Here is a 26956-nt window from a genome sequence, read left to right as displayed (position 1 = left end):
GTGAGCACCCGATTTCTAGCGGTTAACCGTTATAAATCACCAAAATTATCAACCTTTTAGCCCGCATTTGAGTCATATAGCGGACTCATCAGCGAAAGGATTTTATAGTGCTCATCGCACAGCGACCAACTCTTACAGAAGAATCAGTATCAGAATTCCGCTCACGTTTTGTTATCGAACCGCTCGAGCCCGGCTTCGGTTACACCCTCGGTAATTCACTGCGCCGCACCCTGCTGTCATCGATCCCGGGCGCTGCTGTAACCAGCGTTCGTTTTGAGGGTGTTGCACATGAGTTCACCACCATCCCGCACGTGACTGAAGATGTAACCGAAATCATCCTCAACATCAAGGGACTTGTTGTTTCAAGTGAGCATGACGAGCCAGTAAGCGCCTACCTGCGCAAATCGGGTGAGGGCGTTGTTACCGCGGCTGATATTTCAGCTCCTGCCGGTGTTGAAATTCACAACCCAGACTTGGTTATTGCAACCCTGGGTGAAGATGCTCAGTTCGAGCTCGATCTGACGATTGAGCGCGGCCGTGGCTACGTTTCAAACAGCCAGAACCGAAATGATGACGCAGAGGTTGGCCGGATCCCTGTCGACTCAATCTACTCACCAGTGCTAAAGGTTAGCTACCGTGTGGAAGCTACACGTGCCGGTGAGCGTACCGACTTCGATCGTCTCGTTGTCGATGTTGAGACCAAGCCAGCTATTAGCCCACGTGACGCAGTGGCATCTGCCGGTTCAACGCTTGTTGAGCTCTTCGGTCTTGCGCGTGAGCTGAACACCGCTGCTGAGGGTGTTGAAATCGGTCAGCCGGTTGTAGAGGTTGCAACAGACAGTGAGCTTGCAATTCCAATTGAGAATCTCGAGCTTTCAGTGCGCAGCTACAACTGCCTTAAGCGTGAGGGCATCAACACCGTGAGTGAGCTCGTAGCGCTCTCAGAAGCCCAGTTAATGAACATTCGCAACTTTGGTCAGAAGTCAGTTGTGGAGATCCGCGAGAAACTCACTGAAATGGGTCTCTCACTCAAGGATGCCGTGCCTGGTTTTGACGGTTCGAATTTGTACAGCTACGAAGAAGACAACTAATAGAGCTCGTTTAACGACTCATTCCTAGGAGTAATGAATTATGCCTAAGCCAACTAAGGGTGCACGCCTCGGTGGCGGTCCAACCCACGAGCGCATGATCCTCAATCAATTGGCTGCGCAGCTTTTCGAGCACAAGCGCATCCAAACCACTGAAACCAAAGCAAAGCGTCTGCAGCCGGTGGCAGAGCGTCTGGTGACTTTCGCGAAGCGTGGTGACCTGCACGCACGTCGTCGTGTTATGCGTCAGATTCTCGACAAGTCTGTTGTGCACGAGCTCTTCACCGAGATCGCGCCGCAGCTTGCTGAGCGTGAGGGTGGTTACACCCGCGTTGTTAAGACTGGGTTCCGCAAGGGCGACAATGCGCCAATGGCGGTTATTGAGCTTGTGCTTGAGCCAGTGGTAAAGAAACAGCGCGCTGCAAAGCCAGCTGAGGAGCCTGTTGCAGAAGAGGCCGCTGAAGAAGCTGCCGCAGAGGAAACCACTGAAGCTCCTGCTGAAGAAGCTGCCGCAGAAGAGACCGTTGAGGCTCCTGCTGAAGAAGCAACCGAAGAGGAGAAATCAGAGTAATCTGCGCTCTATCTTTCTAAGAAGAACCCGTCACGATCGTGTGGCGGGTTCTTTTTTGTATAGCAAAACCAACTTACGAACGCGGAAAGAAGCTTTAACCGCGCGACTTAAAAACGGGGAATTGCAACCCGGCGCATCTCCGCAGGATCTGTTACTAGCTTGCCTAAAGCCGCACGGATTGATTCCGCATAAACTGTGCCACCGGCAGGGTGCGGATGGATCCCGTCGCCCGCTAAGAGTTCAGGGTGCGGTGAGACGCTACCCGTCCAGTCAGCTAGTGCAATCCCTCTATTTTCAGTGCTCACTCTTGCTAGAGCCTCGTTTACTCCCGGAATCCAATCGCGCTCAGCGTGCGCGTTGATCAGCACGATCCGATGTGTTTTAGCCAGCTCACAAATATATGCGAGATCTGCATCCGTAATGGCGCCGTTAGTGCCGAGCCCGAACACGACTGTTTCGCGGAGGGTGCCTGCCGCAGACTGCTCTTTTGCAAGCTCTAAGCCCGCAGTCATGGAACGAGAAACAGCGGCGTCAAGCTCGATCCCTGGGAACTCATCGTATAGCTCTCCCGCTGCAGCGAGCATCACTGAGTCGCCGATTGCGCTAATTTGTGTGCCGCTTGGGAGCACCGGAGCAGTTGGATCAAAATCAGCGGCCGCCTGGGCGGCTGCCTGCGCTTTAGCTGCCTCTTGTTTGGCAGCCTGCTGAGCGGCCTCCTGAGCCTTTCGTTTTGCCTCAGCCGCCGCCTTTTCGCCCCGTTCTATCGCAATCTGCGTGGAAGTTTTAGCCGGCTGATTTGCTAGTGCCCAGCCGGTCGCGGGGACGCAAACGATACTCACCGCTACAAGACAGGCCAGAATTAGTCTGGCTCTTGAATTGTGCGCGCGTGGACTGATCGCAAGTTTTACCACGCCACGGATGCCGTGGCGACGAATAGGCTGCTCAACGAAGCGGAAAGAGAGGTGTGCAATCGCAAAAGTGCTCGCAGCCACTATGGTAGCGACGGTCAGCTGCCGCAGAGTGCCCTCTCCTGGGCCAAAGGCTGCATCAGTAATAACAAGGATCGGCCAGTGCCAGAGATAGATGCCGTATGAGCGCATCCCGATATAGCGCATAACCGGGTTGTCGAAGAGCCTGCCTGGGAGGCTCCCATCCCGCGTAATGACAGCGACTGTCAGCAGACTTAAGAGTGTGGCGCTTAGAATTCCACCTTGAAATATGAATGATGAATCTTCGTGCAGGGTGAAAGCAAGAGTAAGCAGCCCGCCTATGCCGATGACTGTTCCGGCCAGATACAGGGTTTGTTTCAGAAACCCTGGCTTACGGTAGGGGTGGGGCGCTGTGTGCAGGATGATTGCGAGCACCGCACCAAAGATAAGACCGAAGCTGTGGGTGTCGCTGCCGAAATAGATGCGGCTCGCCGCCGATCCGCCCAAAGACAGTAGGTGCATAGCGGTAGCCGAAAGCAGACCTAAGGAGCCGAGCACAGCAATCAGCTTGCGGCGACTTGGCCGCCTGAGCAGAAAGAGCAGCACGAGCGGAAGCAGTAAATAGAACTGTTCTTCAACACCCAGAGACCAAGTATTGCGAAAGAGCTCAGGCGTGTCTTTCGTGAAATAATCGGCACCGCTGGCAACAAAAAACCAGTTGCTAACAAAAAAGACTGTAGAAAAAAGCTGCCCACCCAAAGCGTAGAGCAGATCGCCGCCGAAGATGCTTGCTACTGCGGAGCAAACAAGCAGTGTTAGGAACAGAGCGGGCAAAAGTCGCCGCGCGCGTCGCTGCCAGAACGCAGGTAGATTTATGCTGCCCGAAATTGTGTGTTCACGCAGGATGAGGGATGTAATCAGGAAGCCTGAAATTGCAAAGAAAACATCTACACCAAGAAAACCACCCGGCAGTGCATCAGGAAGGAGATGGTAAATCAGCACCAGGAGCACGGCAATTGCGCGCAAGCCGTCAAGGCCGGGGAAAACCCGATATTTAGCGGCTGCTGGTTTTTGGGGCTGAGACAATTGGTATCCTCACTGGCGTTTGAGGGAGCATAGATAATAATTATATGGAATTTGTCTGCTGCCCAATTCACGTGATAGTCTAAACCCTTGGTGCACATTGTTGCGCCCGAATGTGAGCCCTCCGCCGGCACCAGCGCCTTTGCGAAGTGTCAGGAGTGGGATCCACGAACATCTCCATTTCGACAGAAAGCAGCACTTCAGTGACTCGCACATATTCACCAAAGAAAGCTGATCAGCAGCATGATTGGCTGATCATTGACGCAACAGATGTAGTTCTTGGTCGTCTTGCTTCACAGGCAGCAGCTCTGCTCCGTGGCAAGCACAAGACAACCTTTGCTCCGCACATGGACATGGGTGACTACGTAATCATCATCAACGCTGACAAGGTTGTTCTGACCAACAACAAGGCTACAAAGAAGCTTGCTTACCGCCACTCAGGTTACCCAGGTGGTCTGCGCTCAGTCAGCTACACCGAACTGCTCGACAAGAACCCTGAGCGCGCAGTTGAGAAGGCTATCCGTGGCATGCTGCCAAAGAACTCACTTGGCCGTGACCAGTTCCGCAAGCTGAAGGTGTACGCAGGTGCAGAGCATCCGCACGCCGCACAGCAGCCGACCGTATACAACATCGACCAGGTTGCACAGTAACCCCGCGGCGAGCAAGTAAAGGATTATTAAAGTGACCGAAGAGCAGACAGTAGCAGAGAGCTACACCACCGAGACCCCTGCAAGCGAAGCTGCAACAGCTGCAAATCGCCCAGCGCTTACCGTTCCGGGAGCGGCGATTGGCCGCCGCAAGCAGGCAGTTGCCCGTGTGCGCCTGGTTCCAGGCAGCGGCACCATCACTGTTAACGGCCGTGAGTTTGCAGAATACTTCCCAAACAAGCTGCACCAGCAGCTAATCACCGATCCATTCACCGTGCTCGAGCTTGGTGGCGCATATGATGTGACCGCACGCATCGTAGGCGGCGGCCCATCAGGCCAGGCAGGTGCTTTGCGTCTCGCGATCGCTCGTGCACTGAACGAGATTGACGCTGAAAACAACCGCCCAACCCTGAAGAAGGCTGGCTTCTTGAGCCGCGATGCGCGCATCAAGGAACGTAAGAAGGCCGGTCTCAAGAAGGCACGTAAGGCACCACAGTACTCAAAGCGTTAAGCGCTGGAAAGTATTACTGCAATGGCTCGTCTGTTTGGTACGGATGGCGTTCGGGGCCTAGCCGGGGTAGATGTTACCGCCGAGCTGGCTTTGAACCTCTCCAAAGCGGCCGCGTTCGTTCTCGGACGCGAAGCTCGCTTCGAAAGCAGGCGAGCCACTGCTGTGCTTGCACGCGACCCGCGTGTGTCCGGTGAGTTTATTTCAGCAGCGGTTGCTGCCGGCCTCGCCAGCGCCGGCGTCGATGTGTTAGATGCGGGTGTCCTGCCGACACCGGCTGCCGCATATCTTGTGGCAGATACAAAGGCAGATTTCGGGGTGATGATCTCTGCGTCACACAACCCCGCTCCAGATAATGGCATCAAGTTTTTTGCCCGTGGCGGAAAGAAACTCGCTGACGATATCGAAGACGATATTGAAGCCGCTCTCGCGCGCCCGCTGGCCGGCACAACCGGACGTGAGGTTGGGCGGATCCGCCGCTTCTCAGACGCCGAAGATCGCTACCTTGTGCACCTTCTCGGCACGCTTGAAGGGCAGCGCCTTGATGGTTTAAAGATTGTTTTAGACTGCGCGCACGGTGCTGCCGCCGGTATTTCGCCCGATGCATTCAGTGATGCAGGCGCCCAGGTGGTTGTTATCGGCAACGACCCAGACGGTTTTAACATAAATGACGGGATCGGCTCAACCCACCTCGAGCTCCTGCAAGAGACGGTGGTGAAAGAGCAGGCAGATTTCGGGATCGCGCACGACGGAGATGCCGATCGCTGCCTCGCGGTTGACGGCGATGGCAACATAATTGACGGCGACATGATTATGGCGATTCTCGCTCTCTCAATGTCAAACCGCGGCAAACTCGAGCGCAACACCCTCGTTGCGACTGTTATGAGCAACCTCGGCTTAAAACTTGCGATGGCCGATAACGGCATCGACATCGTTGAGACGGGCGTCGGTGACCGGTATGTGCTTGAGGCACTCAACGAACACGGTCTGTCGCTCGGCGGTGAACAGTCTGGTCACGTCATTATGAGCGATTACGCGACAACCGGTGACGGCATCCTCACAGGTATGCACATTGCTGCTGAGGTTGCACGCACAGGTAAAAGCCTTACCGAGCTTGCCAGCTGTATGCGAGTCTACCCGCAGGTGCTCGTGAACGTACGCGGCGTTGATCGTAATGGTGTCAACGGTGACGAGGTTATTGCTCAGGCTGTGCATCAGGCTGAGCTCGCGCTTGCGGGCAGCGGTCGTGTGCTGCTGCGCCCGAGCGGCACCGAGCCGGTTGTGCGAGTTATGGTTGAGGCCGCCTCGGAAGAGCAAGCGCAGCAGCTCGCAGACGACCTTGCCGAAATCGTTAAAGAGCGGCTTGCGATTTAGTTCGCGCTAGAGTTTTCTAAGCAGCACTTTTTGGACGCGATGATCCGCCTCTTTCCGCAAAATTAGCGACGCACGCGCTCTGGTTGGGCGAATATTTTGGATCAGATTCGGCTGATTAATGTCATCCCAAAACCCTAACGCGGTTTGAATCGCCTCATCGTCTGACAGAGCTGCAAAGGGTTTAAAGTAAGAATCTGGATCGGTAAAAGCGCTTTCACGCAGTCGCAGGAAGCGCTCCAGGAACCAGCGGCGAATATCTGACTGCCTGGCGTCTACGTAGATCGAGAAGTCGAAAAGATCACTGACGGCAAGTGGGCGGCCGGCACCCGGTGGCTGCAGCACGTTAATGCCCTCGATAATTACGATGTCTGGTTGCTTAACAACGGTGAACTGGTCGGGCACAACATCATAAATTAAATGGCTGTAAACGGGTGCCTTCACCGTCGGAACACCGGCTTTAATCTGCGCGACAAACCTGAGCAGGGCGCGGCGGTCATAAGATTCAGGAAAACCCTTGCGGGCAGCGATACCGCGTTTTTCGAGCTCCGCATTTGGAAGCAGGAACCCGTCAGTTGTGACTAGATCGACGCGGGGAGTTTCCGGCCAACGTGCCAAGAGATCGCGGAGCACGCGCGCTACCGTCGACTTGCCCACAGCAACTGAGCCGGCGATACCGATTACAAAAGGTGTTTTGCGCTCATCCTGCTGCCCTAGAAAATTGCGGGTGCGACGGTGCATCTCTTGGGCGGCGATCGCATACTGATTGAGCAGCCGACTGAGCGGCAGATAAACATCGGTCAGCTCATTTGTGTCGAGCCGTTCCCCGATGCCTGACAGGCGCGCCAGGTCGCTGTCTGTGAGAGGTGAGCGCATCCCCTGTGCGAGCTCAGCCCACTTCTGTCGCGGAATCTCGGTGTAGGGAGAGGGGAGTTCGGCTGTTTGGCTGTGCTTCTCAGTCATCACTGTTAATCGTGCCAGACCTTAGCGCTGCTTCGCATTTGGGCGCGCCCAATGCCTCATCGTTTACGGAGGTTTTGCCGATTATTATTAGCGCTATGTGTGGAATAGTAGGTTATGTAGGGCCAAACAGTACCTCAGAGGTTTTGATCGCGGGGTTAGCGCGGCTTGAGTATCGAGGTTATGACTCAGCCGGTATAGCAATTCTCGATAGCGATCATGAGATTGATGTGCGCAAACGCTCCGGGAAGCTAAAAGAGTTGCGTGAGCTGCTCAAAGATAGCCCAATAAAACACGGCAACACCGGTATCGGGCACACTCGCTGGGCAACGCACGGCGGCCCTACTGACGAGAATGCGCACCCGCACCTGAGCGAAGACGGCAGCGTTGCGCTGATCCACAATGGCATTATTGAGAATTTTGCTGAACTGCGTGAAGAGCTTGCTGGCGCTGAGTTTAAAAGCGACACCGACACCGAAGTTGTGGCGGTTTTACTAGGCCGTGAACTGGCGCAAACCGGCGATCTAGAAACCGCGTTTCGCAATATCGTAAAACGTCTGCACGGCACCTTTACGCTGCTTGCGTTTGCAACCGCAGAGCCGGGCAAAATTGTTGCAGCACGGCATCATTCGCCGCTTGTGATTGGGCTTGGCGAGGGCGAGAATTTCCTCGGATCCGATGTTGCCGCTTTCGTTGAGTACACTCGTCGCGCGATCGCAGTTGAAGAAGACAGCATTGCTGTGATTACCCCCGACAGCGTGCAGGTTACCGATTTTGACGGCAATACCGTAGCGACAGAAGAATTTGCGGTTGCTTGGGATCCGGCAGCGGCTGACAAGGGTGGCTGGCCGTCATTTATGGCAAAAGAGATCAGCGAGCAGCCTGAAGCTGTCGCAAACACTGTGCGCGGCCGCATTAAAGATGGGCTGGTTGAGATTCCAGAGCTGGCCGCACTCGGCGATGACTATCTGCAGAACATCAACCGCATTATCGTCCTCGCCTGCGGCACAGCCGCATATGCGGGTCAGGTGGGCCGCTATGCGATTGAAAAATGGGCGCGTGTGCCGGTCGAGATTGAACTCAGCCATGAGTTTAGGTACCGTGATCCGATCGTGGACGAGAACACCCTGGTTATTTCAATTAGCCAGTCGGGCGAGACGATGGACACTTTCCTCGCAGTCAGCTATGCGAAAGAGCTGGGCTTAAAGACTGTCTCGGTGTGCAACACGCAGGCGGCAACTATCCCGCGTGAGAGCGACGCAGCGATCTATACGCATGCCGGCCCTGAGGTTGCGGTGGCGTCTACAAAAGCGTTTATGGCACAGGTTGTCGCGCTCCAGCTTTTCGCGCTGCATCTTGGGCGGGTGCGTGGTGTGCTGGCAGACTCGGATCACCGGCGCGCTGTTACGCAGCTTGAGACGCTGCCTGATAAGGTGCAGCAGGCGGTTGAATCGCAGGAACAGATTCAGCAGCTCGCGCACTGGATGGCTGACACCAGATCTGTGCTCTTCCTCGGCAGGCATGTGGGCTTCCCGGTCGCGCTTGAAGGAGCGCTCAAGCTCAAAGAAATTGCGTATATTCACGCCGAAGGCTTTGCTGCCGGTGAACTGAAGCACGGCCCGATTGCGCTCATTGATCACGGTCAACCCGTTTTTGTGTTGGTTCCGAGCCCCCGCACCTCACCAACCATGCACTCTAAGGTTGTTTCTAATATCCAGGAGATTCGCTCACGCGGTGCGCGTGTTATCGCGATCGTTGAAACTGGTGACACTGCGGTGCTGCCGTATGCAGACGAGGTAATTCGTGTGCCGCTGGCCGATCCGCTGTTTGAACCGCTGCTGCACATTATCCCGATGCAGTGGTTTGCGCTTGAGCTGTCAACTGCGAAGGGTCTTGATGTTGACCAGCCTCGCAACCTTGCAAAGTCCGTGACGGTTGAGTAAAGCTTATGAGCCAGGGGATCTTCGGCATCGGCTGCGATATTGTCGATGTGTCGCGTTTTGCGGCCCAGCTCGAAAAATCCCCTGGCTTGAAAGCGCGGCTCTTCACGAGCGCAGAGATTGGGCTTCCCCTACGCAGTCTGGCTGCGCGATTCGCCGCAAAAGAGGCGTTAATTAAAGCTCTCGGCGGTGATCACGGGCTGCGCTGGCACGATATTGAAGTGCCTCGAGTGGCAGATGAGCGCCCGAGTTTTTCGGCCACCGCGACGCTGCAACAGCGGCTTGCGGATCTCGGTGTCGCACGCCTACATTTGAGTCTCAGTCACGAAACTGAAACAGCCATTGCCTATGTGGTCGCGGAAGGGGGTTAAATGCGCACAGGAAGTATGCGTTTTGCTGAGGTGAGCCGTAGTGCTATTGCCCACAACGTGCGCCGTGTGCAAGAGGTAACCGGCGCGAATGTTATTGCGGTTTTGAAAGCCAACGGTTACGGACACGGTGCGAATATAGCTGCTGAGGCTGCGCTCGCGGGCGGTGCGCGAATTCTTGGGGTGGCTGACATTGAAGAGGCTTTAGCGCTTAGAGAAGCGGGATTTTTGTCTGATCGTGCAGACATTCTATGCTGGTTGCACGGCGCCGATGCAGATTTCACTGCTGCGGTGGCGGCGGATATTGAGTTGGGTGTCAGCCATGTTGAGCAGCTTGAGGCGGTCGCAAATGCTGCAAGACAGTTGAATAAAACCGCGGTGCTGCATTTGAAGTTGGATACCGGCTTGAGTCGCAACGGTGCTGGCCCCGAAGAATGGCGCGAATTTTTCGCTCGGGCAGCTGAACTCGAGAGCACCGGCACTGTGTGGGTGCGCGGTATATTTACCCACCTTGCAAACACCAGTGAGCAAGCAGACCTCGAACAGGGCCGAGTCTTCGATGCGGCGGTCGCGCTTGCCAGAAAGAGCGGCATCGAGCCAGAACTTTTGCATGTGGCAGCATCCGCCGCTAGTTTCACAAGACCGCAGTTATATTACAATGCGGTCCGCGTTGGGGTTGCAATTTACGGCCTCAGCCCATTTGCAGATCGCACCTCCGCAGAACTGGGGTTACGCCCTGCGCTGAAGCTGATCGCAGAGATTGTTGCGTTGCGAGAGGTGCCTGCCGGCACAGGTGTGTCTTACGGATCCACCTACAGAACCGAGGCCGATACGGTGCTCGCACTAGTGCCGGTTGGCTACGCTGACGGAATGCCGCGTGCGCTTAACAACACCGACGCCACAGTTAGCGTCGGGGGTGTGAAGCGGCCGATTGTTGGGCGTATCGGTATGGATCAGTGTGTTATCGATTTAGGTAAAGAGCTTGGCGCGCAAGCGAGGCTCGGTGACAGAGTGGTGCTGTTTGGCGACGCAGCAGCTGGTGAGCCGCCGGTAGAAGAGTGGTCGAATCGTTTGCACACAATCAATTATGAGGTTATCGCCAGGCTCGGCGCGCGGCTGCATCGCATCGCTGCCGACTAATTCTCGAGCTTTCTAATCAGTTAGCTGGGCTAATTTTTATTCGCCCCAAATGCTGCTCAGGTAAGGTTGAAGGGTGCGCACGGATACCGTTACAGTGAAGATCAAAACAGCAGACCAAATGCATGATTTTGGTGTGCAATTGGGGCGTGTGTTGCGTGCCGGTGATTTGCTTCTTTTAACCGGCGAGTTGGGCGCAGGAAAAACCACGCTCACACGCGGTATCGGCGAGGGATTAAACGTGCGTGGGCCTGTTACCAGCCCAACTTTTGTGCTGGCGCGCACACACCCGTCGCTGAACGGTGGGCCACAGCTTGTGCATATCGATGCCTACCGTCTCGGCGACTCAAGCGAGCTTGAAGATCTAGATATCGACTTTAAAAACGCTGTCGTTGTTGCTGAGTGGGGAGCAGGGCTTGTTGATGAGGAAGCTGTTGCGCTCGAAATTGTGATTCATAGACCGGTCGGTGCTGCAACTGAAGCGAGTGCGGCAGCTGATGATATGGAGCTGGTTGAGCCGCGACTCCTTGAGATTACAGGCGTTGGGGAGCGCTGGCAGAGCGTAGATTTTGCCGCAATCGCCGCAGAGGAGAACTAATGCCAGAAATATATGCAAAATCTGGAATACTTGAAAATCTTGCAGGCAACCAGAATCTGATAGCTATCGATACCTCCCTCGGAAGCCTTGTTGCTGTTAACAACGGAAACAAATACTGGGAGTTTGGCAGCAGCGATCCACTCGCACACGCTGAGGTAATTAGCGAGTTAATTTCCCGCGCTTTGGATGCTGCGGATCTTAACTCTGCCACACTCACAGGTGTTGTTATGGGAGTGGGGCCGGGCCCGTTTACCGGTTTGCGGATTGGTATGGCGGCTGCCACAGCCTACGCATTGGGCGCAAATCTACCGCTGCTACCGGTCGTGAGTCATGAGGCTGGTGCGCTGGGAAAGGCTATCGAGACCGGTTATACAGGCGCGCTCGCAGTAGTTCAGGATGCGCGACGTAAAGAACTTTTTATTACCGCCTACGAAATTGCAGATGCGCATACAATTCCAAACCCCTTGCGCGAGTCGTATGTAGTGAAGCGCGCCGAGCATCAGGAGAGCCTGCCAGAATTTTGGCCGGAAGCTGTTTCCGGCGTGGGTCTGCTCAGCGCAGCACATTTGCGGCTGCAGGCCGGGGGAGAGTTCGGCAGCCGCGATCCGCTCTATCTACGGGATCCAGATGTGCGACCGCCAGCGGGCGTAAAACCGGTGGTGCGATGAGCGCAAATGTGATGCTAGCTCCCGCTGCAGAGTCTGATGCCGCAGCGGTTTTTGCGCTTGAGCAGCAGATATTTACTGAAGACGCCTGGAGCCTTGCGCTGATAAAAGATGAGCTGACGGCAAGCTACCGCCGTTACTTTAAACTTGAGCAAGATGCAAAGCTTGTTGGGTACGCCGGTGTTTTAGTTGTGGGCGATGAAGCAGACGTGCAAACAATCGCCGTCTCTGCAGAGCTGCGCGGTCAGGGCTGGGGTAAAAAACTGTTGCAGCGCCTCGCAGATGAGGCGGTTTCACAGGGCGCGAAACAGATTTTTCTTGAGGTGCGGGCTGATAACCCTGCAGCAATCGGACTGTATCAGCACAGCGGCTTTAAACAGATAGCGGTGCGACCACAGTACTATCAGCCGGCGGGTGTTGATGCTCTCATTATGCGGGCCCAGCTACCGCTCAAATGGAAGGAGATAGCGGATGCGCAGAATCGTTGATACGGACAACGCTGTTGTGCTGGGGATCGAAACCAGCTGCGATGAAACTGGTGTGGGCATTGTGCGCGGCCGCAAGCTCCTCGCGAATGTTATCGCTTCTTCAATGGACGAGCATGCCCGATTTGGTGGAGTTGTTCCTGAGGTTGCCGCGCGCGCACATCTTGAAGCACTGCAGGGCACAATTGCAGAGGCGCTGCGAGTTGCGGGTGTGACACTGCAAGAGATTGACGCTGTTGCGGTCACCGCTGGCCCCGGGTTAGCTGGCGCGCTGATGGTTGGAGTGGCTGCGGCGAAGGGGCTTGCTCTGGCGCTTGATGTGCCGCTCTACGGTGTCAATCATTTGGTCGGGCATGTTGGGGCAGAGCTGTTAGCGAGCGAGGCTGAGCTAGAGGTGCCGACCGTTGCGCTGCTTGTGAGCGGCGGCCACACGTCTCTGCTGCTTGTCAGGGATCTGGTCACTGACGTTGAAATGCTTGGCGAAACGATAGATGATGCTGCGGGAGAAGCGTTTGATAAGGTGGCGCGTGTGCTTGGGCTGCCGTACCCTGGTGGGCCGCACATTGATCGAGTCGCCGCTACCGGATCACCCACAGCAATTAAATTTCCGCGCGGGTTAACCAAATCAAATGATCTAATTAAGCACCGCTATGATTTTTCCTTTTCAGGATTAAAGACCTCCGTTGCACGCTGGGTAGAGCGCGAACAGGCGGCGGGTAACACCGTGCCGATTGCTGATGTTGCGGCAAGCTTTCGTGAAGCGGTTGTTGATGTGCTAATTAATAAAGCTATAGCGGCTTGTAAAGCCTACAGTGTGCCGCGGCTGTTGCTCGGCGGTGGTGTGGTTGCCAACGCGCGGTTGCGTGAGTATGCGACGGAGCGCTGCGCGGCGGAAGGCATCGAATTGCGCATTCCGCCGCTCAGCTTGTGCACCGATAATGGCGCAATGATTGCCTCGCTTGCAGCGCAGCTAATTGCGGCAGGGCGTGAGCCCTCTGGTCTTAGTTTCGGAGCAGATTCGACGCTGCCGGTCACTGAAATTCAGGTGTAGCTGCTAGAGCAGAGCGCCAGTTGTGGCATCGACTATTGTTCTCACCTGTTTCTTGTCGCTGCCGTAATAATCAACCTTCCAAGCTATTTGCCTGTTGTGGTGAGTGAGATCGAATTCATCAATTAGAGCGTCGGCAGGGAGTGCCGCAAAATTAGCTGCGGCAAGAATATCGACGGTGGCGCTTGCATATTTTGCGCGATCATCATTATCGGCCGTTTCTGACTTGCTCTTAAACACAGAGGTGCCGTCAGCGCTAACAGTGTATTCAAGCTCATTGGTGCCATCGAATGCCTCGATATCCCAGTGCTGATCACTGCTATCAAATTCAGCTTTAATAATTTGCGCATTGTTTGATTGCTGCGCAACCGTATTTAACGCAGCTTCAAACGACTCACGAGTGCCGCCGGGCGCAACAGTATTGGCTGTAGCGCCTGTTGAATTTGTGTTCTGCTGCTGTGAGCCTGTGGTTGTCTTACTCTGGGCCGGTGCCTGCATCGTGGTTTGTGAGTGTGCTGAGCCAGCATTTGATTGGGCAGAATTATTGTTGTTTGAGAGTGCCAACGCGGTAATCCCGCTGCCGAGAGCGATACCGGTGATGCCGATCAGCACCCCAGCTAAAATTTTTGTGTTTTTCTTCATCCCTAGAGACTAAAACGGCTGTCTATGAATTAGGTCAATGAAGAAAAAAAGAATGTGCGCTGTCTAAAAACTAAACAGCGCACATTCTTATCAGTGGTGAAGCTTTTAATTAGCCGAAGAGACGTTTGGCGGCGATTTGTGCGCCCTCGCCCAATGATTCAAGCTTTGCCCATGCGATGTCGGGGTGGATCCGCCCACCAAGACCGCAGTCGGTGGAGGCGATAACATTTTCTGGCCCGACGATATTTGCGAAGTTTTCGATACGATCCGCAACAAGCTCTGGGTGCTCAACCACGTTGGTGGCGTGGCTGACTATCCCCGGTACAAGCACCTTACCCTTCGGGAGCTCAATATCTTTCCAGATCTTCCACTCGTGCTCGTGACGCACATTTGCCGCCTCGAAAGAGTAGTACTTTGCGTTGATTTGGAGCATCAGATCGGCGATGTGCTTGAACTCAATATCGGTAACGTGCGGGCCGTGCCATGACCCCCAACAGAGGTGGAAGCGCACTCTTTCAGGGTCGATCCCCTCGAGTGCGTAGTTCAAGGCGTCTATTCGCAGCTGCGTAAACTCACGATACTCATCGATGGTTGGCTCAGGATTGATCTGATCCCAGTTTTCGGCGATTGAAGGATCATCAATCTGGAGGATCAGGCCGCCATCAACGATCGCCCGATACTCTTCGCGCTGGCTTTCTGCCCAAGCCCAGAGGTGGTCGCGATCATTGCCGTAGTATTGATCAGCGATGCGCGCACCAGAGCCTGGTGAGAGCGCCGTGATAAAGCCATTTTCAACACCCTGTGCGTCTAGGGCTGAACGCAAGTTTGTAACATCGTTAGCAACAGCTTCGTGCCCCTTGTAGCTCAACGGGCCGGTAGTGGTGGGAAACGCGGTTGCAATTTTACCGGTAGTGATTGGATGCTCTGTATCACTGTAGGCTGCGGCAAAAAGATTGCGGTCGCGACGGTCCGGGAAGCTTGTGAGACGCACATTTCCGGGGGTTGAGCGCAGCGGCTGCTGCTCCCAGATTTCTGCGCCGGTTACTTCAAGACCGTTGGTGCGCTGAAATGAATAGGACCACCAAGCACCGTAGTCGACAGCGCTAGACATTGCTTTGCCGTATTCACCGTCACCCGGGATGGTGATTCCCGCGGCAAGCTGTCTCGCAACCAGCTGTTCGACCGCGTTTGCAAGCAGCTCATCAAACTCCGCAGTGCGCTCGAGGGTGAGACCGTCTTCGGCAAAAGTGCGGGCGGCGTTGGCTGCGATTAGTTCTGCTGAGCGTGGCAGGCTGCCGGCGTGGGAGGTTTCAATCTTGTTCGTCATTCTGTCTGCTTTCTCTAAAAGTGCCAGTGACAACAGATTAAAAACGAATAAATAGGGCTTCAAGCCGACTGTAGCATTACGTAATAATGGGCTGCCAGCAAACCGCTAACAGCCCATTAATCTTTAGGGTAGCGCCCTAGTTTCAGCTATTTTTCACAATTGGAAAAGCGCCGGTCTTAGGGGCTTCACCCTGATCGTAAATATCTACCGGGCTGCCGATTATGAGTTTGTCGGGGGTGCCAACTACGTCTGCGTCTTTACCGGTGTAATCAAACTGGTTCAGCACCCAGCGGATAGCTTCGAGGCGTGCGCGCTTTTTATCGTTTGACTTGATGACAGTCCAAGGTGCGTGCGGGGTGTCAGTGTAAAAGAACATCGCCTCTTTCGCCTCTGTGTAGGCGTCCCACTTATCGAGTGAGGCAAGGTCGGTTGGGCTCAGCTTCCACTGTTTAACCGGATCTGTTGAGCGAGACAGGAAGCGTGAACGCTGTTCAGCCTTCCCAACGGAGAACCAGAACTTAATCAGGTGAATATCAGACTGCACGAGCATGCGCTCAAACTCAGGCGCGCTCCGGGTGAATTCGAGATATTCCTGCGGTGTGCAGTACCCCATTACGCGCTCAACACCGGCGCGGTTGTACCAAGAGCGGTCAAATAGCGCGATCTCTCCGCCGGCGGGGAGGTGCTGCACGTAACGCTGGAAGTACCACTGTGTCTGTTCGCGCTCTGTCGGTTTCTCAAGAGCAACAGTGCGTGCGCCACGTGGGTTCATGTGCTCCATAAACCGTTTAATCGCGCCACCCTTGCCCGCTGCGTCGCGGCCTTCAAAGATGATCACAACTTTCTGCTTATTTTCTTTTACCCACGCCTGGAACTTCAGCAGCTCAATTTGGAGTTTTCGTTTTTGCTTCTCATACTCCTTGCGACTAATTTTTTTGTCGTAGGGGTATCCGATGCGCCACGCATCTGGGTCGGCGTCTTCGGAGTCCGGATCTAGCAGGTGCTCCAGCTCAGAAATCTCGTCAATTTCGGGAGTAACGTCTGGTTGGGCGGCATCCGCCATTTCAAAGCTGTCGCCTTTAACTGACTGGGTGTGCTCTCCTGACATAGGGCCTCTTTCTATGTAGAAACGGGGATACACCCAGTTTACAGCTAATTTTCAGACTCGTCCTCTGGCTGAATTATTGGGATGCTGCCGGTGGCTGGTGCCGGTTGATCTGTGATAACCGGCGTGATCGCTTTACCGAGTTTTGCGATTTCACGCGCCCGTCGCCTCTCGATCCGCATTTCCTTGGCACTCACCGCAATGATTATGATGATCGCGACCCAGATACAGATGTAGAGCGGGTACTCCGCTGGGGTGATTCGTTCGCCGAGCAGCAGTGACACCCCCATAAGCAGAGCCGGCTCGAGATACGAAAGCATTCCGAAAGTGCTAATCGGAAGCAGTTTAGAAGACAGGATCCAGCTCACGAGCGAAGCGGATCCAATGAAAGCGACGCCGGGAACAATCAGCCAGATGTTTGGCGGCAGTTCGAGATCTGACACCTGCGGCATGTACCAGATAATAAAAATTGATGCAGGAACACACATGGCTAGCATCTCCCAGAACATGCCACCGAGGTTGTTCATGCCTATTGCGCGACGCAAAATAAAGTAGATAGGGTAGGTGCCCACAACCCATAAGGCAGCTGGTGACAGACCGCCAGCGCGCACAACTTCTTGGGTAACACCTGCCGCTGCCAGCCCGATCGCCACCCAATGCCAGACGCTCAGCTTATCCTTATATAAAACTCGGCCCACGACCACCAGCGCGAGCGGCAGCAGTAAGAACCCGAGCGCAACCTGCAGGCCAAGACCGTTCATCGGCCCGTAAGCAAACAGCCACAGTTGCGAGGTGAGGATCGATCCGCACAAAATAAGCGCCAAAAAACGCACCGGTTTAGCGCACAGGTGCCGCCAGCTGTCAGCGATAAGCTGCGGCTGCCGTTGAGCAGCAAAGAGAGCAATCAGCGATAGAACGCCGAGCGGCAGGCGCATCGCCACCAAAAAAGCCGGATCCAACGGATCGATTAGTGGCGTCCAGAGGTAGAGCAGCCCGAAACCAAGCGAACTTAAAACAGACAGGAGTGTGCCGCGGCCGATCGCGTATTCCTGCTGTTGCGCGGCGCTCATGCTCGTTATTGCTATGCGCTAGTGAGATCGTAGGCTGCGATAATCTCGCCGTACTCGGTTTCACCCTCAGGCTTGAAACCAACGTTCAGGAAGAACTGCTCAGGCCCCTCATCGCCTGCTTCGTAAAGCACTGTGAGCTTTTCAATTCCGCGCGACCGTGCCTCTTTGATGAGCTCGTTTACGATAAATGTGCCAACACCGGTGCCCTGCTGCTTGGCATCAACGTTGATGCGCCAGAGCGCCGCACGGAACTCAGGGCGTGAGTTCTCAGCATCAAAATTAGCGTGAATGAAGCCAACCACGCGGTCATCTCGCACGGCGACGCGCTGCCAGGCTGTGTTAGCTGGTGTGACCGCCAGAGCGGCGGCATAAGACACTGGGGTGATGAACTGTTCCTGGCCGGGTTTTAAGCTCAGGCGGTTTACAGCAACAATCGTTGAGGCACTTAGTTCTTCTAATCGCAGCTCGCTCATAGTAGCACTCTAGCGGATACCTATCGGCGGCGCACAACCGCTGTCAACTCCATATAACTAACAGCGAATGCGAGCAGCAGAAGAGGGGCCACAACAAACCAGGACGCGCCCGCGTTTAAGGCAGCGGCAGCACCAACAGTGCTGAACACCAGGCCGAGTAGCGCGCGGACATATCTATCAGTGTGCAGCACCGGGCGGGGCGACAGGAAGAGTGCCCACACAACCACAGCCGCAAGCACCGCTCCCACAGCTACTGCGATTCCCGGCAGCGGGAGCGGCCAGCGCAAAAGACCCCAGGCTCCAATGGCAACAACAGCCACTAAGTCAAGTGCGGTGCGGATCGTGGCAATAATCGAGACTTGCTTGTCGGTGCGTGCCAAAGCCTGCTCTCCTTAATTATTTAAAAATTACGGTGCGGTCACCATCGAGCAGCACCCGGTTTTCAGCAAACCAGCCAACCGCCCGGCGCAGGGTGCGCGCCTCCTCATCTTGGCCCAGCTGCTGTAGCTGCTGCGGCGTGAAGGTGTGGTCTACCCGCACTACGTCCTGCTCAATAATAGGGCCTTCGTCAAGGTCTGTGGTAACAAAGTGTGCGGTTGCGCCAATAAGTTTCACACCGCGCGCGTGCGCCTGCCGATAGGGGTTTGCGCCCTTAAAACCGGGCAGGAAGGAGTGATGGATGTTGATTGCCTTACCGGCAAGCTCTGCGCAGAGCTCGGGGGAGAGGATCTGCATATAGCGTGCGAGCACAACCAATTCGATGCTGTGCTCGGCAATGATCTGGCGCACACGATCCTCAAATTTCTGTTTATCAGCCTCGCCGGTTATTGCGATGTGCTCGAACGGCACACCGTAAAAATTAGCGAGCTCTGCTGGATCCGTATGGTTTGCGAGGATCAGCGGCACGTCGATTGCGAGCTGGCCGCTGCGCTGGCGATAGAGCAGGTCATTGATGCAGTGGGTCGCTTTTGAAGCCAAGATCAGCGTGCGCAGGCGTCTGCCCGCGCGTGTGAGCTCCCACTGCATGCCGTACTTAGCGACGATTGGGGCGAGCAGGATGCGAAATCTCTCTTCGAAACTGTCGTCTGCGTTAACGGCGGAAACCTCGATGCGCATAAAGAAAATACCGGTATCGCCCGACGCAAACTGCTGGCTCTGCTCAATGTTGCCGCCAGCATTTACCACAGCACCGCTCAGGGCGTGCACGATTCCGGGCTGGTCTACGCATCTAAGTTTTAACACCCACGCCTGTTCCATAAGTAGTGATGTTACACGGCGCAAACTCCGATAGAATTATGACAGTCGCAACTGGCGTAAAGATGGCTAACCATCGGGGAGCGACAAGCATGAAAAGGCCGCTCGCCTGGGTCGCAAGAAATATTGCTACTTTGCTCCATTTGCAGCAACAGAGAGGTCAAAAATGTCTACCGATTCATTCTTCAATTTGCCGCTGGCAGAGGTTGATCCTGAGATTGCTGGTGTGCTCGATGCTGAGCTAGATCGGCAGCGCGACACCCTTGAGATGATCGCGAGCGAAAACTTCGTGCCCCGTGCTGTGCTCGAGGCTGTTGGCAGTGTGCTCACTAACAAGTATGCGGAGGGTTACCCGGGGCGGCGCTACTACGGCGGCTGCGAAGCGGTTGATGTTGCCGAAGATCTTGCACGCGACCGTGTTAAGAGCCTGTTCGGCGCAGCCTATGCGAATGTGCAGCCACACTCGGGTGCGTCGGCAAACGCTGCTGTGCTCAGCGCAATTGCTGAACCTGGCGATACTATTCTCGGTCTCGACCTGGCACACGGCGGGCACCTTACGCACGGTATGAAACTGAACTTTTCCGGCAAGCTCTATAACGTGGTTGCCTACGGTGTGAACGCTGAAACTATGCGCATCGACATGGATAATGTGCGCGATCTTGCCCGTCAGCACAAGCCGAGCGTGATTATTGCGGGCTGGTCGGCATATCCGCGTCATCTTGATTTTGCGCTGTTCCGTGAAATTGCTGATGAAGTTGGGGCCACGCTCTGGGTCGATATGGCGCACTTCGCCGGTCTCGTAGCCGCTGGCCTGCACCCCAACCCAGTGCCGCACGCACACGTTGTGTCATCAACCGTGCACAAAACCATTGGCGGCCCGCGCTCGGGCATCATTCTGACCAATGATCTCGATATTTACAAGCGTATTAACAGCAATGTTTTCCCGGGGCAGCAGGGCGGCCCGCTGATGCACGTTATCGCCGGTAAAGCTGTTGCTTTTAAGCTTGCGGCAACTGCTGAGTTTAAAGCACGCCAAGAGCGCACACTCGCCGGCGCAAAACTGCTGGCCGAAGCGTTGACCAGTCAGGAGTCGAAGGCTGCGGGTGTTGACGTGCTCACCGGCGGCACTGACGTGCACCTTGTGCTTGCCGATCTACGTAATTCAGAGATGAACGGCCAGCAGGCCGAAGATGCACTGCACGCTGCGGGCATCACAGTGAACCGCAACTCGGTACCGTTTGACCCACGCCCGCCGATGGTCACCAGTGGCGTGCGCATCGGCACCCCAGCATTGGCAACCCGCGGGTTCGGCGAGGCGGAGTTTGCTGAAGTTGCAGACATCGTGGCCAAGACACTGCAGGGGGCTGATCCGGCTGAGCAGCGCGAGCGTGTGGCGGCGCTGACCGCTAAATTCCCGCTGTACCCGGGCATTGAAAAACTTTTGAAGTAAATCTAGAACGGTCTCTCCCAGCTGCTTTGTGCGGTTGGGAGATTTCGACTGTGAGGAGAAGATTATGGCTGCAAATATTCTTGACGGTAAAGTTGCCGCCGCCGCGATTAAAGAGGATCTGCACGGCCGGGTTGCGGCGCTAAGCGCTGCCGGTAAGCAGTGCGGTTTAGCTACCGTGCTCGTCGGAGAAGATCCCGGTTCTAAGTGGTATGTTGCCGGTAAGCACCGGGACTGTGCTGAGGTGGGGATCGCATCGATCCGCCGCGACCTGCCAGAAGAGGTGAGCCAGGAAGAGCTTGAAGCGGTAATTCTTGAGCTTAACGAAAATCCTGAGGTGACCGGATACATCGTGCAGTTACCGCTTCCGAAGCACCTGAATACCGACAGAGTGCTGGAATTGATCGATCCCGCCAAAGACGCTGACGGTCTGCACCCAACAAACCTCGGCAAACTGGTGTTGAACGTGAATAGCGAGATCGATACGCCGCTACCGTGCACACCGCGTGGGGTAATAGAGCTAGCGGAACACTACGGCCTTGACTGGAGCGGTAAGCACGTTGTTGTGGTTGGAAGAGGTATCACCGTGGGGCGTCCAATCGGCCCGCTGCTCACTCGCCGCGAACACAACGCAACAGTTGTTCTCACTCACACCGGCACACAGAATCTGCCCGAACTGCTGCGTGAAGCAGACGTCATCGTGGCTGCTTCCGGTGTGGCACGCCTAATTAAAGCTGAGGATGTGCGGCCGGGGGCCGTTGTTTTCGATGTTGGTGTGTCACGCGAGACTGATCCGGAAACTGGCAAATCGCGTGTTGTTGGTGACGTCGATCCGGCTGTTGCAGAGGTTGCCGGTTGGGTGTCACCTAACCCCGGCGGCGTTGGGCCGATGACTCGTGCACTGCTTTTAAAAAATGTTGTTGAGATGGCGGAGCGTGCCGCATGATCGAACGTCAGCTCTCACAGGAGTTGCAGCACGCGGCAGCACAAATTCGCCTGATCGAAGACTATCCCGAAGACGGCGTGCTGTTTCGTGATATCACGCCGGTGCTCGCAGACGGTCCCGCGCTCGCGGCCGTGGTTGCAGATCTTGCGGCGCACTGCCCTGAGTTTGATGTGGTTGCCGGCATTGAAGCGCGAGGCTTTATTCTTGCGGGTGCGCTCGGTGTGCACACACAGTGCGGTGCGCTCTCTGTGCGTAAAGCCGGTAAACTGCCCGCCCCGGCGGCAGCGGCCAGCTACTCACTTGAATACGGTGAGGCGACGGTGGAGGTGCAGCAGGATATCAAACCAGGCGCGCGGGTTTTGATTCTCGATGACGTTCTCGCGACCGGTGGCACAGCCGATGCCGCCAGACGCGTCATTGAGGCAATAGGCGGCGAGGTTGTCGGGTTTGGTATGCTCTGCGAAGTTGCTGGCTTAGGCGGCAGAGAAAAACTTGGGGATCTGCCAATCCACGTGGTTTTCCCCTAACGCCCCTGGCGCTGTTCGGAGTTTATATGGTTAAACGCCTAGAGAGTGGCTCACCTGAGGTTAGGGTCGCGGTTACCGCCGCTATTAAGGCAGCAGAGAATGCTGGCGAGGCGATACCTTTTAACGATGATTCGCTGCGAAATTTGGATACTCGCACAGTCTTTACTACCGCAGAGTCTGTGCAGACGGAGTCTGGGAGTGCGCCAGCTGGTGTCGCTGTAGCGTGGTTGACCGCCGATAAAACACGGCTAGAGGCAGAGCTTTTCGTGCACCCAGAGGTCAGACGTCAGGGGCTTGGTGCTCGCCTGACCGCGGCGCTCAGAAACTATGCCAGCGAGAATAAAGCTGCCCTGCACTTGTGGGCGCATGGCGAGTCAGAAGCGGCGACAGCTTTTCTGGGGGCGCTGGGCGCGAGTCGCATGCGGCAGTTATTGAAAATGTCAGCCCCGCTAGCTGGCTGGGCAAGCTGTTCTGCTGACGCCCATATTGATGAGCTTGAAAAAAGCGGGTTTGCGGTTGCATCGTTCAACTATGAGCGGGACGCCAGCGATTGGGTGGCGCTTAACTCTAAGGTGTTCGCCGATCATCCAGAACAGGGAGCGGTTACCCTCGCAGCGCTCGAACGCTACACCCAAACGGATTGGTTTGACGCGACCGCGTTTTTCTTAGTGCGCCAGGAAGGGCGGCTGCTGGCCTACGCCTGGCTGAAGCTCACCAGCTCAGAAGCAGAGCTTTATGTGCTCGGAGTAGCTCGAGAGATTGCGGGGCGGGGGCTTGGTAAAAAACTCGTAGAGTTAGCAAAAGCGGTGGCGGCAGAGCGCGGCTATGCCGAGCTGACGCTGTATGTGGAGGGCGATAATGCGCCCGCCCTGCGCGTTTATAACAGTCAGGGTTTTGTGCCGGTATGGCGCGATGGCCTGTATTTGCTGTCGCGATAGTTTCTTAATTCTGCTGCTTCCGGTGCGGATAGTGCGCTAATTCAGGTGTGCCTGATAGGGTAGCTCTACTGAGGAATCTTTAAAGCTAACCTTTAAGCTTTGTGTACCAGTCCCGGAAGGGGATCAAGTTTGAAGCACACCGGAAAACGTCTGCGTGCTACGCGTCTTATCGCAATCGGTGCTGGGGCGGCACTGCTCGGGGCCACCCTAAATATCGCTCCGAATCCGCACACGATCTCAGCCGCTTTTGCTCTTGATCTGCCCACTTGGTCAGATGTTGAAGCGGCAAAGCAGGACGAGGCGGCCACTGCTGCAAAGATCGCTGAGGTTGAAAAGCTGCTCGGACAGGTGCGCACAGAGGTTGAATCGGCGCAATCTGCGGCTGAGGTTGCATCGCAGATAGCGATGACTGCGCAGTCTGAGTTTGAGACGGCCGATCAGCGGCAACAGGCTTTATACGGTCAGGTAGAGGAGAAGAGAGCGGAGGCGAATCGTGCCGCCGATGCAGCAGCTAACGTTGTTGCGGAAATGTATCGCTCTGGCGGTGTAGACCGCAGCATGGAGTTCTTCCTCGAGGGTGACCCCGATGCTTCAGATGCGCTGCTCGAGCGGTTGGCAATGATGTCAAAAGCTACCGAACGTAACACCCGTGTTGCGCAGGAAGCGACACGAGCACAGCTTACGGTCGCTGATTTGCAGCGCCAAGCGGAAGAGGCGGCTGTTAAACGACAGGAGCTCTACGAAGTAGCGCAGGGCGAGTTTGAGGCGGCTGCCTCGGCTGTTGAAGCGGCGCGGCAGCGCCAGCAGACAGCTGAAACCAACCAGCGTGTGCTGGAAACACAGCTGGCTGCGCTAAAAGACAAAACTGCTGAAACCGTTGCCGGATATCAGGAGCGTCTGCGCATTGAAGAAGAGCAGCGCCGCAAGGCTGAGGAGGAAGCGCGTCGACGTGCGGCCGAAGAGGCTGAGCGTGCCCGGCGTGCTGCGGCGGAAGCCGCACGACAGGAGGCTGCTCGCCAGGAAGCTGCGCGAAAAGCGGCGGCCAGCCAGTGGCAGGCACCAGCCCCGGCACCGCGGCCAGCCCCTCCAGCACCGGTGGTGTCTGGAAACTGGACAGCTCCGTTGACACCGGGAAGCTATAGCGTCAGCTGCCCGTGGCGCTGCTATCCGGGACACAACGGTCACGACATGGCCACCTCTCCGTGGACTCCAATATACGCTGCCGGGGCGGGAGTTGTTATTGCTGCAGGCTATACGGGTATCAACGGCAACTATGTGTTTATCGACCACGGTAACGGTGTGCACACCTGGTACGCTCATATGGTGCAAGCCCCATCAGTGAGCTACGGCCAGTGGGTAGGGCCCGGCCAAATTATTGGCTACGTTGGGTCAACCGGGTTGGCAACCGGCCCGCACCTGCACTTTGAAGTTCGCATCTGGGGCACCCCAACCCCGGCTGACGGTTTTATGGCCCAGCAGGGTATCTACATATAGAGCAAAGAGCAATAAGTTGGCTCCCGCCTGAGTGTTTCAAGCGGGAGCCAACTTATATTGACAGCCTAACGGTTTAGTGACTGCCCTCTGACTGCAACCGTTCGATTGCCTCTTCGATGAGCTTCTCTGCGTCAGCAGCCGAACCCCAAGCATCAACCTTGACCCACTTACCCGGTTCAAGATCTTTGTAACGCTCAAAGAAATGCTCGATCTCCTTGCGGGTGTATTCAGGAATATCTGCAACATCCTGAATATGCTGCCAGCGTGGATCCTTCGCCTGCACCGCGATAACCTTGTCGTCACCGCCAGCCTCATCGCTCATGCGCAGCACCCCAACCGGGCGCACTTTAACGCCAACCCCTGGGAACACCGGGTAGTCGAGCAGCACAAGCACATCGAGCGGGTCACCATCTTCCCCGAGAGTGTTCTCAAAGAAACCATAGTCGGTCGGGTAAACAAAGTTGGTGTACAGCACGCGATCGAGATACACGCGACCGGTTTCGTGATCTACCTCGTATTTGTTGCGGCTCCCCTTTGGGATCTCGATAACGGCATCGTAGCTAGCCATCTTTTTCCTTTCATCGCAAAAACGCCTACTGCGCCAGTTTACTAAGTGCCTGTTTATTTTCCGACTACGCTTAAGACCTATGGGCGGTAAATTAGCTCCGGTTGTTGCAAAAACCCGTAACGCAGTGCGTAAAAACCTGCCGGAATTCGGGCCTCTAGTGGTCGCGCTCTCAGGAGGTGCAGACTCGCTCGCGCTCGCAGCCGCTGTCGCATTCGAAGCGCCTCGCCGGGGGCTGCAAGCGCATGCTGTGGTTGTCGACCACCAACTGCAGCCTGATTCAGCGCGCATTGCTCGAGTGGCGGCGCAGCAGGCTAGCGACATGGGGTTAATTAGCGAGGTTCAGGCTGTCGAGGTGACATATTCCGGTAAAGGCATAGAGGCTGACGCGCGCCGGGCCCGCTATGCGGCACTCGCGGATTACTGCGCAAAAATCGATGCTACCGCACTGTTTACGGGGCACACCAAAAACGATCAAACAGAACAGGTGCTTTTGGGTTTGGTGCGCGGCTCGGGAACTCGTGCGCTGTCGGGTATTGCGCCCGAACGGGGCATAATTAAACGACCCTTTCTAAGGGTAACCCGCGCTGAAACAGAAGCTGCCTGCCAAGCGCAGGGGCTCAGCTACTGGAGTGATCCGCACAACGAAGATCCGAGATACACTCGCGTGCGTGTGCGCCAAACAGTTTTGCCAGTATTTACTCGAGAGCTTGGCAGCGGCGTAATCGCGGGGTTGGCGCGTTCGGCGCAGCTTGCGCGTGAAGATGCTGATGCGCTCGACCTGTTCGCCGCCAAGGTGCTTGACGCACTACAGCAGCATGACCATTTTGTGCAGGGCGAGCAGGATACACCGACAGTTGTGCCGATCCGCACCCTTGAAAGTGAGCCGCGGGCGATTGCAAAACGTGTGCTGCGGCAGTTGCTCATCTATGCGGGTGCCGAAGAAGTTACTTTTAAACACACAGAAGAGGTTATGGCGCTTTTAGAAAACTGGCACGGCCAGCAGATGCTGCAGCTGCCCGGAGTGCGTGTCTGGCGGCAGGGGAAGCGACTTTTTATGCTCCGTGTGTTGCAGTCAGCGGCACAGTAAACTGAATTTATGGACGCAAGCGCACTAGGAAACGAACTATCTGAAATCTTGCACACCGAGGCTGAGCTGAAACAGCGGCTGAGTGAGCTCGCACGCGACATCGAGGCAGACTATGGGGATCAGCCACCGCTGTTGGTTGGTGTGCTAAAAGGCGCGGTTATGGTTATGGCAGATCTCGCTCGCGAATTGCGTTTTCAAGCCGAAATGGACTGGATGGCGGTGTCAAGCTATGGGACGGGCACAAAATCTTCCGGTGTGGTGCGCATTCTAAAAGACCTGGATGCTGACCTAACAGATCGTGCAGTGCTGATCGTTGAAGACATCATTGACTCGGGTCTTACGCTGTCATGGCTGAAAGAGAATCTGCTCACTCGCGGCGCGAAGAGTGTCAAAATCTGCACAATGCTGCGCAAACCAGATGCGCTAAAAGTAGACATTGATGTTGAATACGTAGGCTTTGACATTCCAAATGAGTTCGTTGTTGGGTACGGCCTCGACTACGCAGAAAAATACCGCAATTTACGTGATGTGGCGATTCTCGCACCGCACGTTTACTCATAAAACCGTGCTTTTTGCACGAATCTTTAGTTACTGTGACACTGTTTGCAGTTCGCCTCTGGCAAACATTCAGGCGCGGGCAGCATCTGCTGGGATAAATTAGGCAGCAACGATATTTTCGA

At 55.6% G+C, this 26956-nt stretch carries 29 protein-coding genes and 1 riboswitch; of the genes, 19 read left to right on the top strand and 10 right to left on the bottom strand.

Features of this window, described 5'->3' with window-relative positions; translation table 11 throughout:
• Positions 1-107: 107 nt before the first annotated feature.
• Both HCQ99_RS03715 and rplQ read left to right on the top strand, forming a co-directional pair.
• Positions 108-1091, top strand: a complete 984-nt coding sequence (locus HCQ99_RS03715; RefSeq protein ID WP_166985870.1) for a DNA-directed RNA polymerase subunit alpha — start codon at positions 108-110, stop codon at positions 1089-1091.
• A 40-nt stretch (positions 1092-1131) separates the two neighbouring features.
• Complete coding sequence (rplQ, locus tag HCQ99_RS03710) at positions 1132-1659, top strand: 50S ribosomal protein L17 (protein ID WP_166985868.1); 528 nt, start codon at positions 1132-1134, stop codon at positions 1657-1659.
• 107 nt (positions 1660-1766) lie between these two features.
• Here the strand turns inward: rplQ and HCQ99_RS03705 are convergent, their stop codons facing one another.
• Positions 1767-3674, bottom strand: a complete 1908-nt coding sequence (locus HCQ99_RS03705) for an acyltransferase family protein (RefSeq protein ID WP_166985866.1) — start codon at positions 3672-3674, stop codon at positions 1767-1769.
• Positions 3675-3874: 200 nt separating this feature from the next.
• Between HCQ99_RS03705 and rplM the strand changes: the two genes are divergently transcribed.
• From rplM to glmM, 3 genes are read left to right on the top strand one after another with little or no spacing between them, the layout of a single operon-like run.
• Positions 3875-4321, top strand: coding sequence for a 50S ribosomal protein L13 (gene rplM / locus HCQ99_RS03700; protein ID WP_166985864.1), 447 nt, complete (start codon positions 3875-3877; stop codon positions 4319-4321).
• Between the two features lie 31 nt (positions 4322-4352).
• Positions 4353-4829 carry a 30S ribosomal protein S9 gene (gene rpsI, locus HCQ99_RS03695; protein WP_166985862.1) on the top strand — a complete coding sequence of 159 codons (477 nt, stop codon included), beginning with the start codon at positions 4353-4355 and terminating at the stop codon, positions 4827-4829.
• A gap of 21 nt (positions 4830-4850) precedes the next feature.
• Complete coding sequence (gene glmM / locus HCQ99_RS03690) at positions 4851-6200, top strand: phosphoglucosamine mutase (protein WP_166985860.1); 1350 nt, start codon at positions 4851-4853, stop codon at positions 6198-6200.
• 6 nt (positions 6201-6206) lie between these two features.
• On the opposite strand, the gene coaA is transcribed toward glmM, so the two are convergent.
• Entirely contained in the window at positions 6207-7160 is a 954-nt protein-coding gene (gene coaA / locus HCQ99_RS03685; protein WP_166985858.1) for a type I pantothenate kinase, read from the bottom strand.
• Between the two features lie 95 nt (positions 7161-7255).
• Between coaA and glmS the strand changes: the two genes are divergently transcribed.
• The 7 genes from glmS to tsaD all read left to right on the top strand — a co-directional run bounded on the left by glmS (position 7256) and on the right by tsaD (position 13401).
• Complete coding sequence (gene glmS / locus HCQ99_RS03680; RefSeq protein WP_166985856.1) at positions 7256-9100, top strand: glutamine--fructose-6-phosphate transaminase (isomerizing); 1845 nt, start codon at positions 7256-7258, stop codon at positions 9098-9100.
• A 5-nt stretch (positions 9101-9105) separates the two neighbouring features.
• Complete coding sequence (locus tag HCQ99_RS03675; RefSeq protein WP_166985854.1) at positions 9106-9468, top strand: holo-ACP synthase; 363 nt, start codon at positions 9106-9108, stop codon at positions 9466-9468.
• A complete protein-coding gene (gene alr, locus HCQ99_RS03670; RefSeq protein WP_243854779.1) occupies positions 9469-10605 on the top strand; it encodes an alanine racemase in 1137 nt (378 codons plus the stop codon).
• Positions 10606-10723: 118 nt separating this feature from the next.
• Positions 10724-11200, top strand: coding sequence for a tRNA (adenosine(37)-N6)-threonylcarbamoyltransferase complex ATPase subunit type 1 TsaE (tsaE, locus tag HCQ99_RS03665; RefSeq protein WP_166986576.1), 477 nt, complete (start codon positions 10724-10726; stop codon positions 11198-11200).
• On the top strand, positions 11200-11868 hold the full coding sequence (gene tsaB / locus HCQ99_RS03660; RefSeq protein ID WP_166985851.1) for a tRNA (adenosine(37)-N6)-threonylcarbamoyltransferase complex dimerization subunit type 1 TsaB: 669 nt from the start codon (positions 11200-11202) through the stop codon (positions 11866-11868). The genes tsaE and tsaB overlap by 1 nt, the downstream gene beginning before the upstream one ends.
• Positions 11865-12353: a ribosomal protein S18-alanine N-acetyltransferase gene (rimI, locus tag HCQ99_RS03655; protein WP_166985848.1), complete on the top strand. Its 489-nt coding sequence runs from the start codon at positions 11865-11867 to the stop codon at positions 12351-12353. Before tsaB ends, rimI begins: the two co-directional genes overlap by 4 nt.
• Entirely contained in the window at positions 12337-13401 is a 1065-nt protein-coding gene (gene tsaD, locus HCQ99_RS03650; RefSeq protein WP_166985846.1) for a tRNA (adenosine(37)-N6)-threonylcarbamoyltransferase complex transferase subunit TsaD, read from the top strand. Before rimI ends, tsaD begins: the two co-directional genes overlap by 17 nt.
• A gap of 3 nt (positions 13402-13404) precedes the next feature.
• Here the strand turns inward: tsaD and HCQ99_RS03645 are convergent, their stop codons facing one another.
• From HCQ99_RS03645 to purU, 7 genes are all read right to left on the bottom strand, one after another.
• On the bottom strand, positions 13405-14040 hold the full coding sequence (locus tag HCQ99_RS03645; protein ID WP_166985843.1) for a hypothetical protein: 636 nt from the start codon (positions 14038-14040) through the stop codon (positions 13405-13407).
• Positions 14041-14149: 109 nt separating this feature from the next.
• Complete coding sequence (locus tag HCQ99_RS03640) at positions 14150-15367, bottom strand: cobalamin-independent methionine synthase II family protein (protein WP_166985840.1); 1218 nt, start codon at positions 15365-15367, stop codon at positions 14150-14152.
• A gap of 142 nt (positions 15368-15509) precedes the next feature.
• On the bottom strand, positions 15510-16430 hold the full coding sequence (gene ppk2 / locus HCQ99_RS03635; RefSeq protein ID WP_243854563.1) for a polyphosphate kinase 2: 921 nt from the start codon (positions 16428-16430) through the stop codon (positions 15510-15512).
• An 89-nt stretch (positions 16431-16519) separates the two neighbouring features.
• A complete protein-coding gene (locus HCQ99_RS03630) occupies positions 16520-17542 on the bottom strand; it encodes an EamA family transporter (RefSeq protein WP_166985832.1) in 1023 nt (340 codons plus the stop codon).
• Positions 17543-17553: 11 nt separating this feature from the next.
• Complete coding sequence (locus HCQ99_RS03625; protein WP_166985830.1) at positions 17554-18015, bottom strand: GNAT family N-acetyltransferase; 462 nt, start codon at positions 18013-18015, stop codon at positions 17554-17556.
• A 20-nt stretch (positions 18016-18035) separates the two neighbouring features.
• The gene (locus HCQ99_RS03620; RefSeq protein ID WP_166985827.1) at positions 18036-18395 is read right to left on the bottom strand and encodes a DUF2568 domain-containing protein; all 360 of its coding nucleotides are present in this window, start codon (positions 18393-18395) and stop codon (positions 18036-18038) included.
• Between the two features lie 16 nt (positions 18396-18411).
• Positions 18412-19272: a formyltetrahydrofolate deformylase gene (gene purU / locus HCQ99_RS03615; protein ID WP_166985825.1), complete on the bottom strand. Its 861-nt coding sequence runs from the start codon at positions 19270-19272 to the stop codon at positions 18412-18414.
• A 37-nt stretch (positions 19273-19309) separates the two neighbouring features.
• A riboswitch (ZMP/ZTP riboswitch) is annotated at positions 19310-19391 on the top strand.
• Between the two features lie 44 nt (positions 19392-19435).
• Between purU and glyA the strand changes: the two genes are divergently transcribed.
• From glyA to HCQ99_RS07025, 5 genes are all read left to right on the top strand, one after another.
• The gene (glyA, locus tag HCQ99_RS03610) at positions 19436-20719 is read left to right on the top strand and encodes a serine hydroxymethyltransferase (protein WP_166985822.1); all 1284 of its coding nucleotides are present in this window, start codon (positions 19436-19438) and stop codon (positions 20717-20719) included.
• Between the two features lie 64 nt (positions 20720-20783).
• Positions 20784-21662: a bifunctional methylenetetrahydrofolate dehydrogenase/methenyltetrahydrofolate cyclohydrolase gene (locus HCQ99_RS03605; protein ID WP_166985819.1), complete on the top strand. Its 879-nt coding sequence runs from the start codon at positions 20784-20786 to the stop codon at positions 21660-21662.
• Positions 21659-22189: an adenine phosphoribosyltransferase gene (locus HCQ99_RS03600; RefSeq protein ID WP_166985817.1), complete on the top strand. Its 531-nt coding sequence runs from the start codon at positions 21659-21661 to the stop codon at positions 22187-22189. The genes HCQ99_RS03605 and HCQ99_RS03600 overlap by 4 nt, the downstream gene beginning before the upstream one ends.
• A 26-nt stretch (positions 22190-22215) precedes the next feature.
• Positions 22216-23127 carry a mycothiol synthase gene (mshD, locus tag HCQ99_RS03595; protein ID WP_166985813.1) on the top strand — a complete coding sequence of 304 codons (912 nt, stop codon included), beginning with the start codon at positions 22216-22218 and terminating at the stop codon, positions 23125-23127.
• 129 nt (positions 23128-23256) lie between these two features.
• Positions 23257-24621 (top strand): peptidoglycan DD-metalloendopeptidase family protein, encoded by a 1365-nt coding sequence (locus HCQ99_RS07025; RefSeq protein ID WP_166985811.1) that lies wholly within the window; start codon positions 23257-23259, stop codon positions 24619-24621.
• Between the two features lie 73 nt (positions 24622-24694).
• Here the strand turns inward: HCQ99_RS07025 and ppa are convergent, their stop codons facing one another.
• Positions 24695-25189 (bottom strand): inorganic diphosphatase, encoded by a 495-nt coding sequence (gene ppa, locus HCQ99_RS03585; RefSeq protein WP_166985808.1) that lies wholly within the window; start codon positions 25187-25189, stop codon positions 24695-24697.
• 79 nt (positions 25190-25268) lie between these two features.
• Between ppa and tilS the strand changes: the two genes are divergently transcribed.
• Positions 25269-26276 (top strand): tRNA lysidine(34) synthetase TilS, encoded by a 1008-nt coding sequence (gene tilS, locus HCQ99_RS03580; protein ID WP_166985805.1) that lies wholly within the window; start codon positions 25269-25271, stop codon positions 26274-26276.
• 9 nt (positions 26277-26285) lie between these two features.
• Positions 26286-26837 (top strand): hypoxanthine phosphoribosyltransferase, encoded by a 552-nt coding sequence (gene hpt, locus HCQ99_RS03575; protein WP_166985803.1) that lies wholly within the window; start codon positions 26286-26288, stop codon positions 26835-26837.
• The last annotated feature ends 119 nt before the right edge of the window (positions 26838-26956 follow it).

The sequence above is a fragment of the Canibacter zhoujuaniae genome, from assembly GCF_011752015.1.
Lineage (GTDB): Bacteria > Actinomycetota > Actinomycetes > Actinomycetales > Microbacteriaceae > Canibacter > Canibacter zhoujuaniae.
The sequence above is the reverse complement of the archived record's forward strand: the minus strand, read 5'-3'. Positions and strand labels throughout refer to the sequence as shown.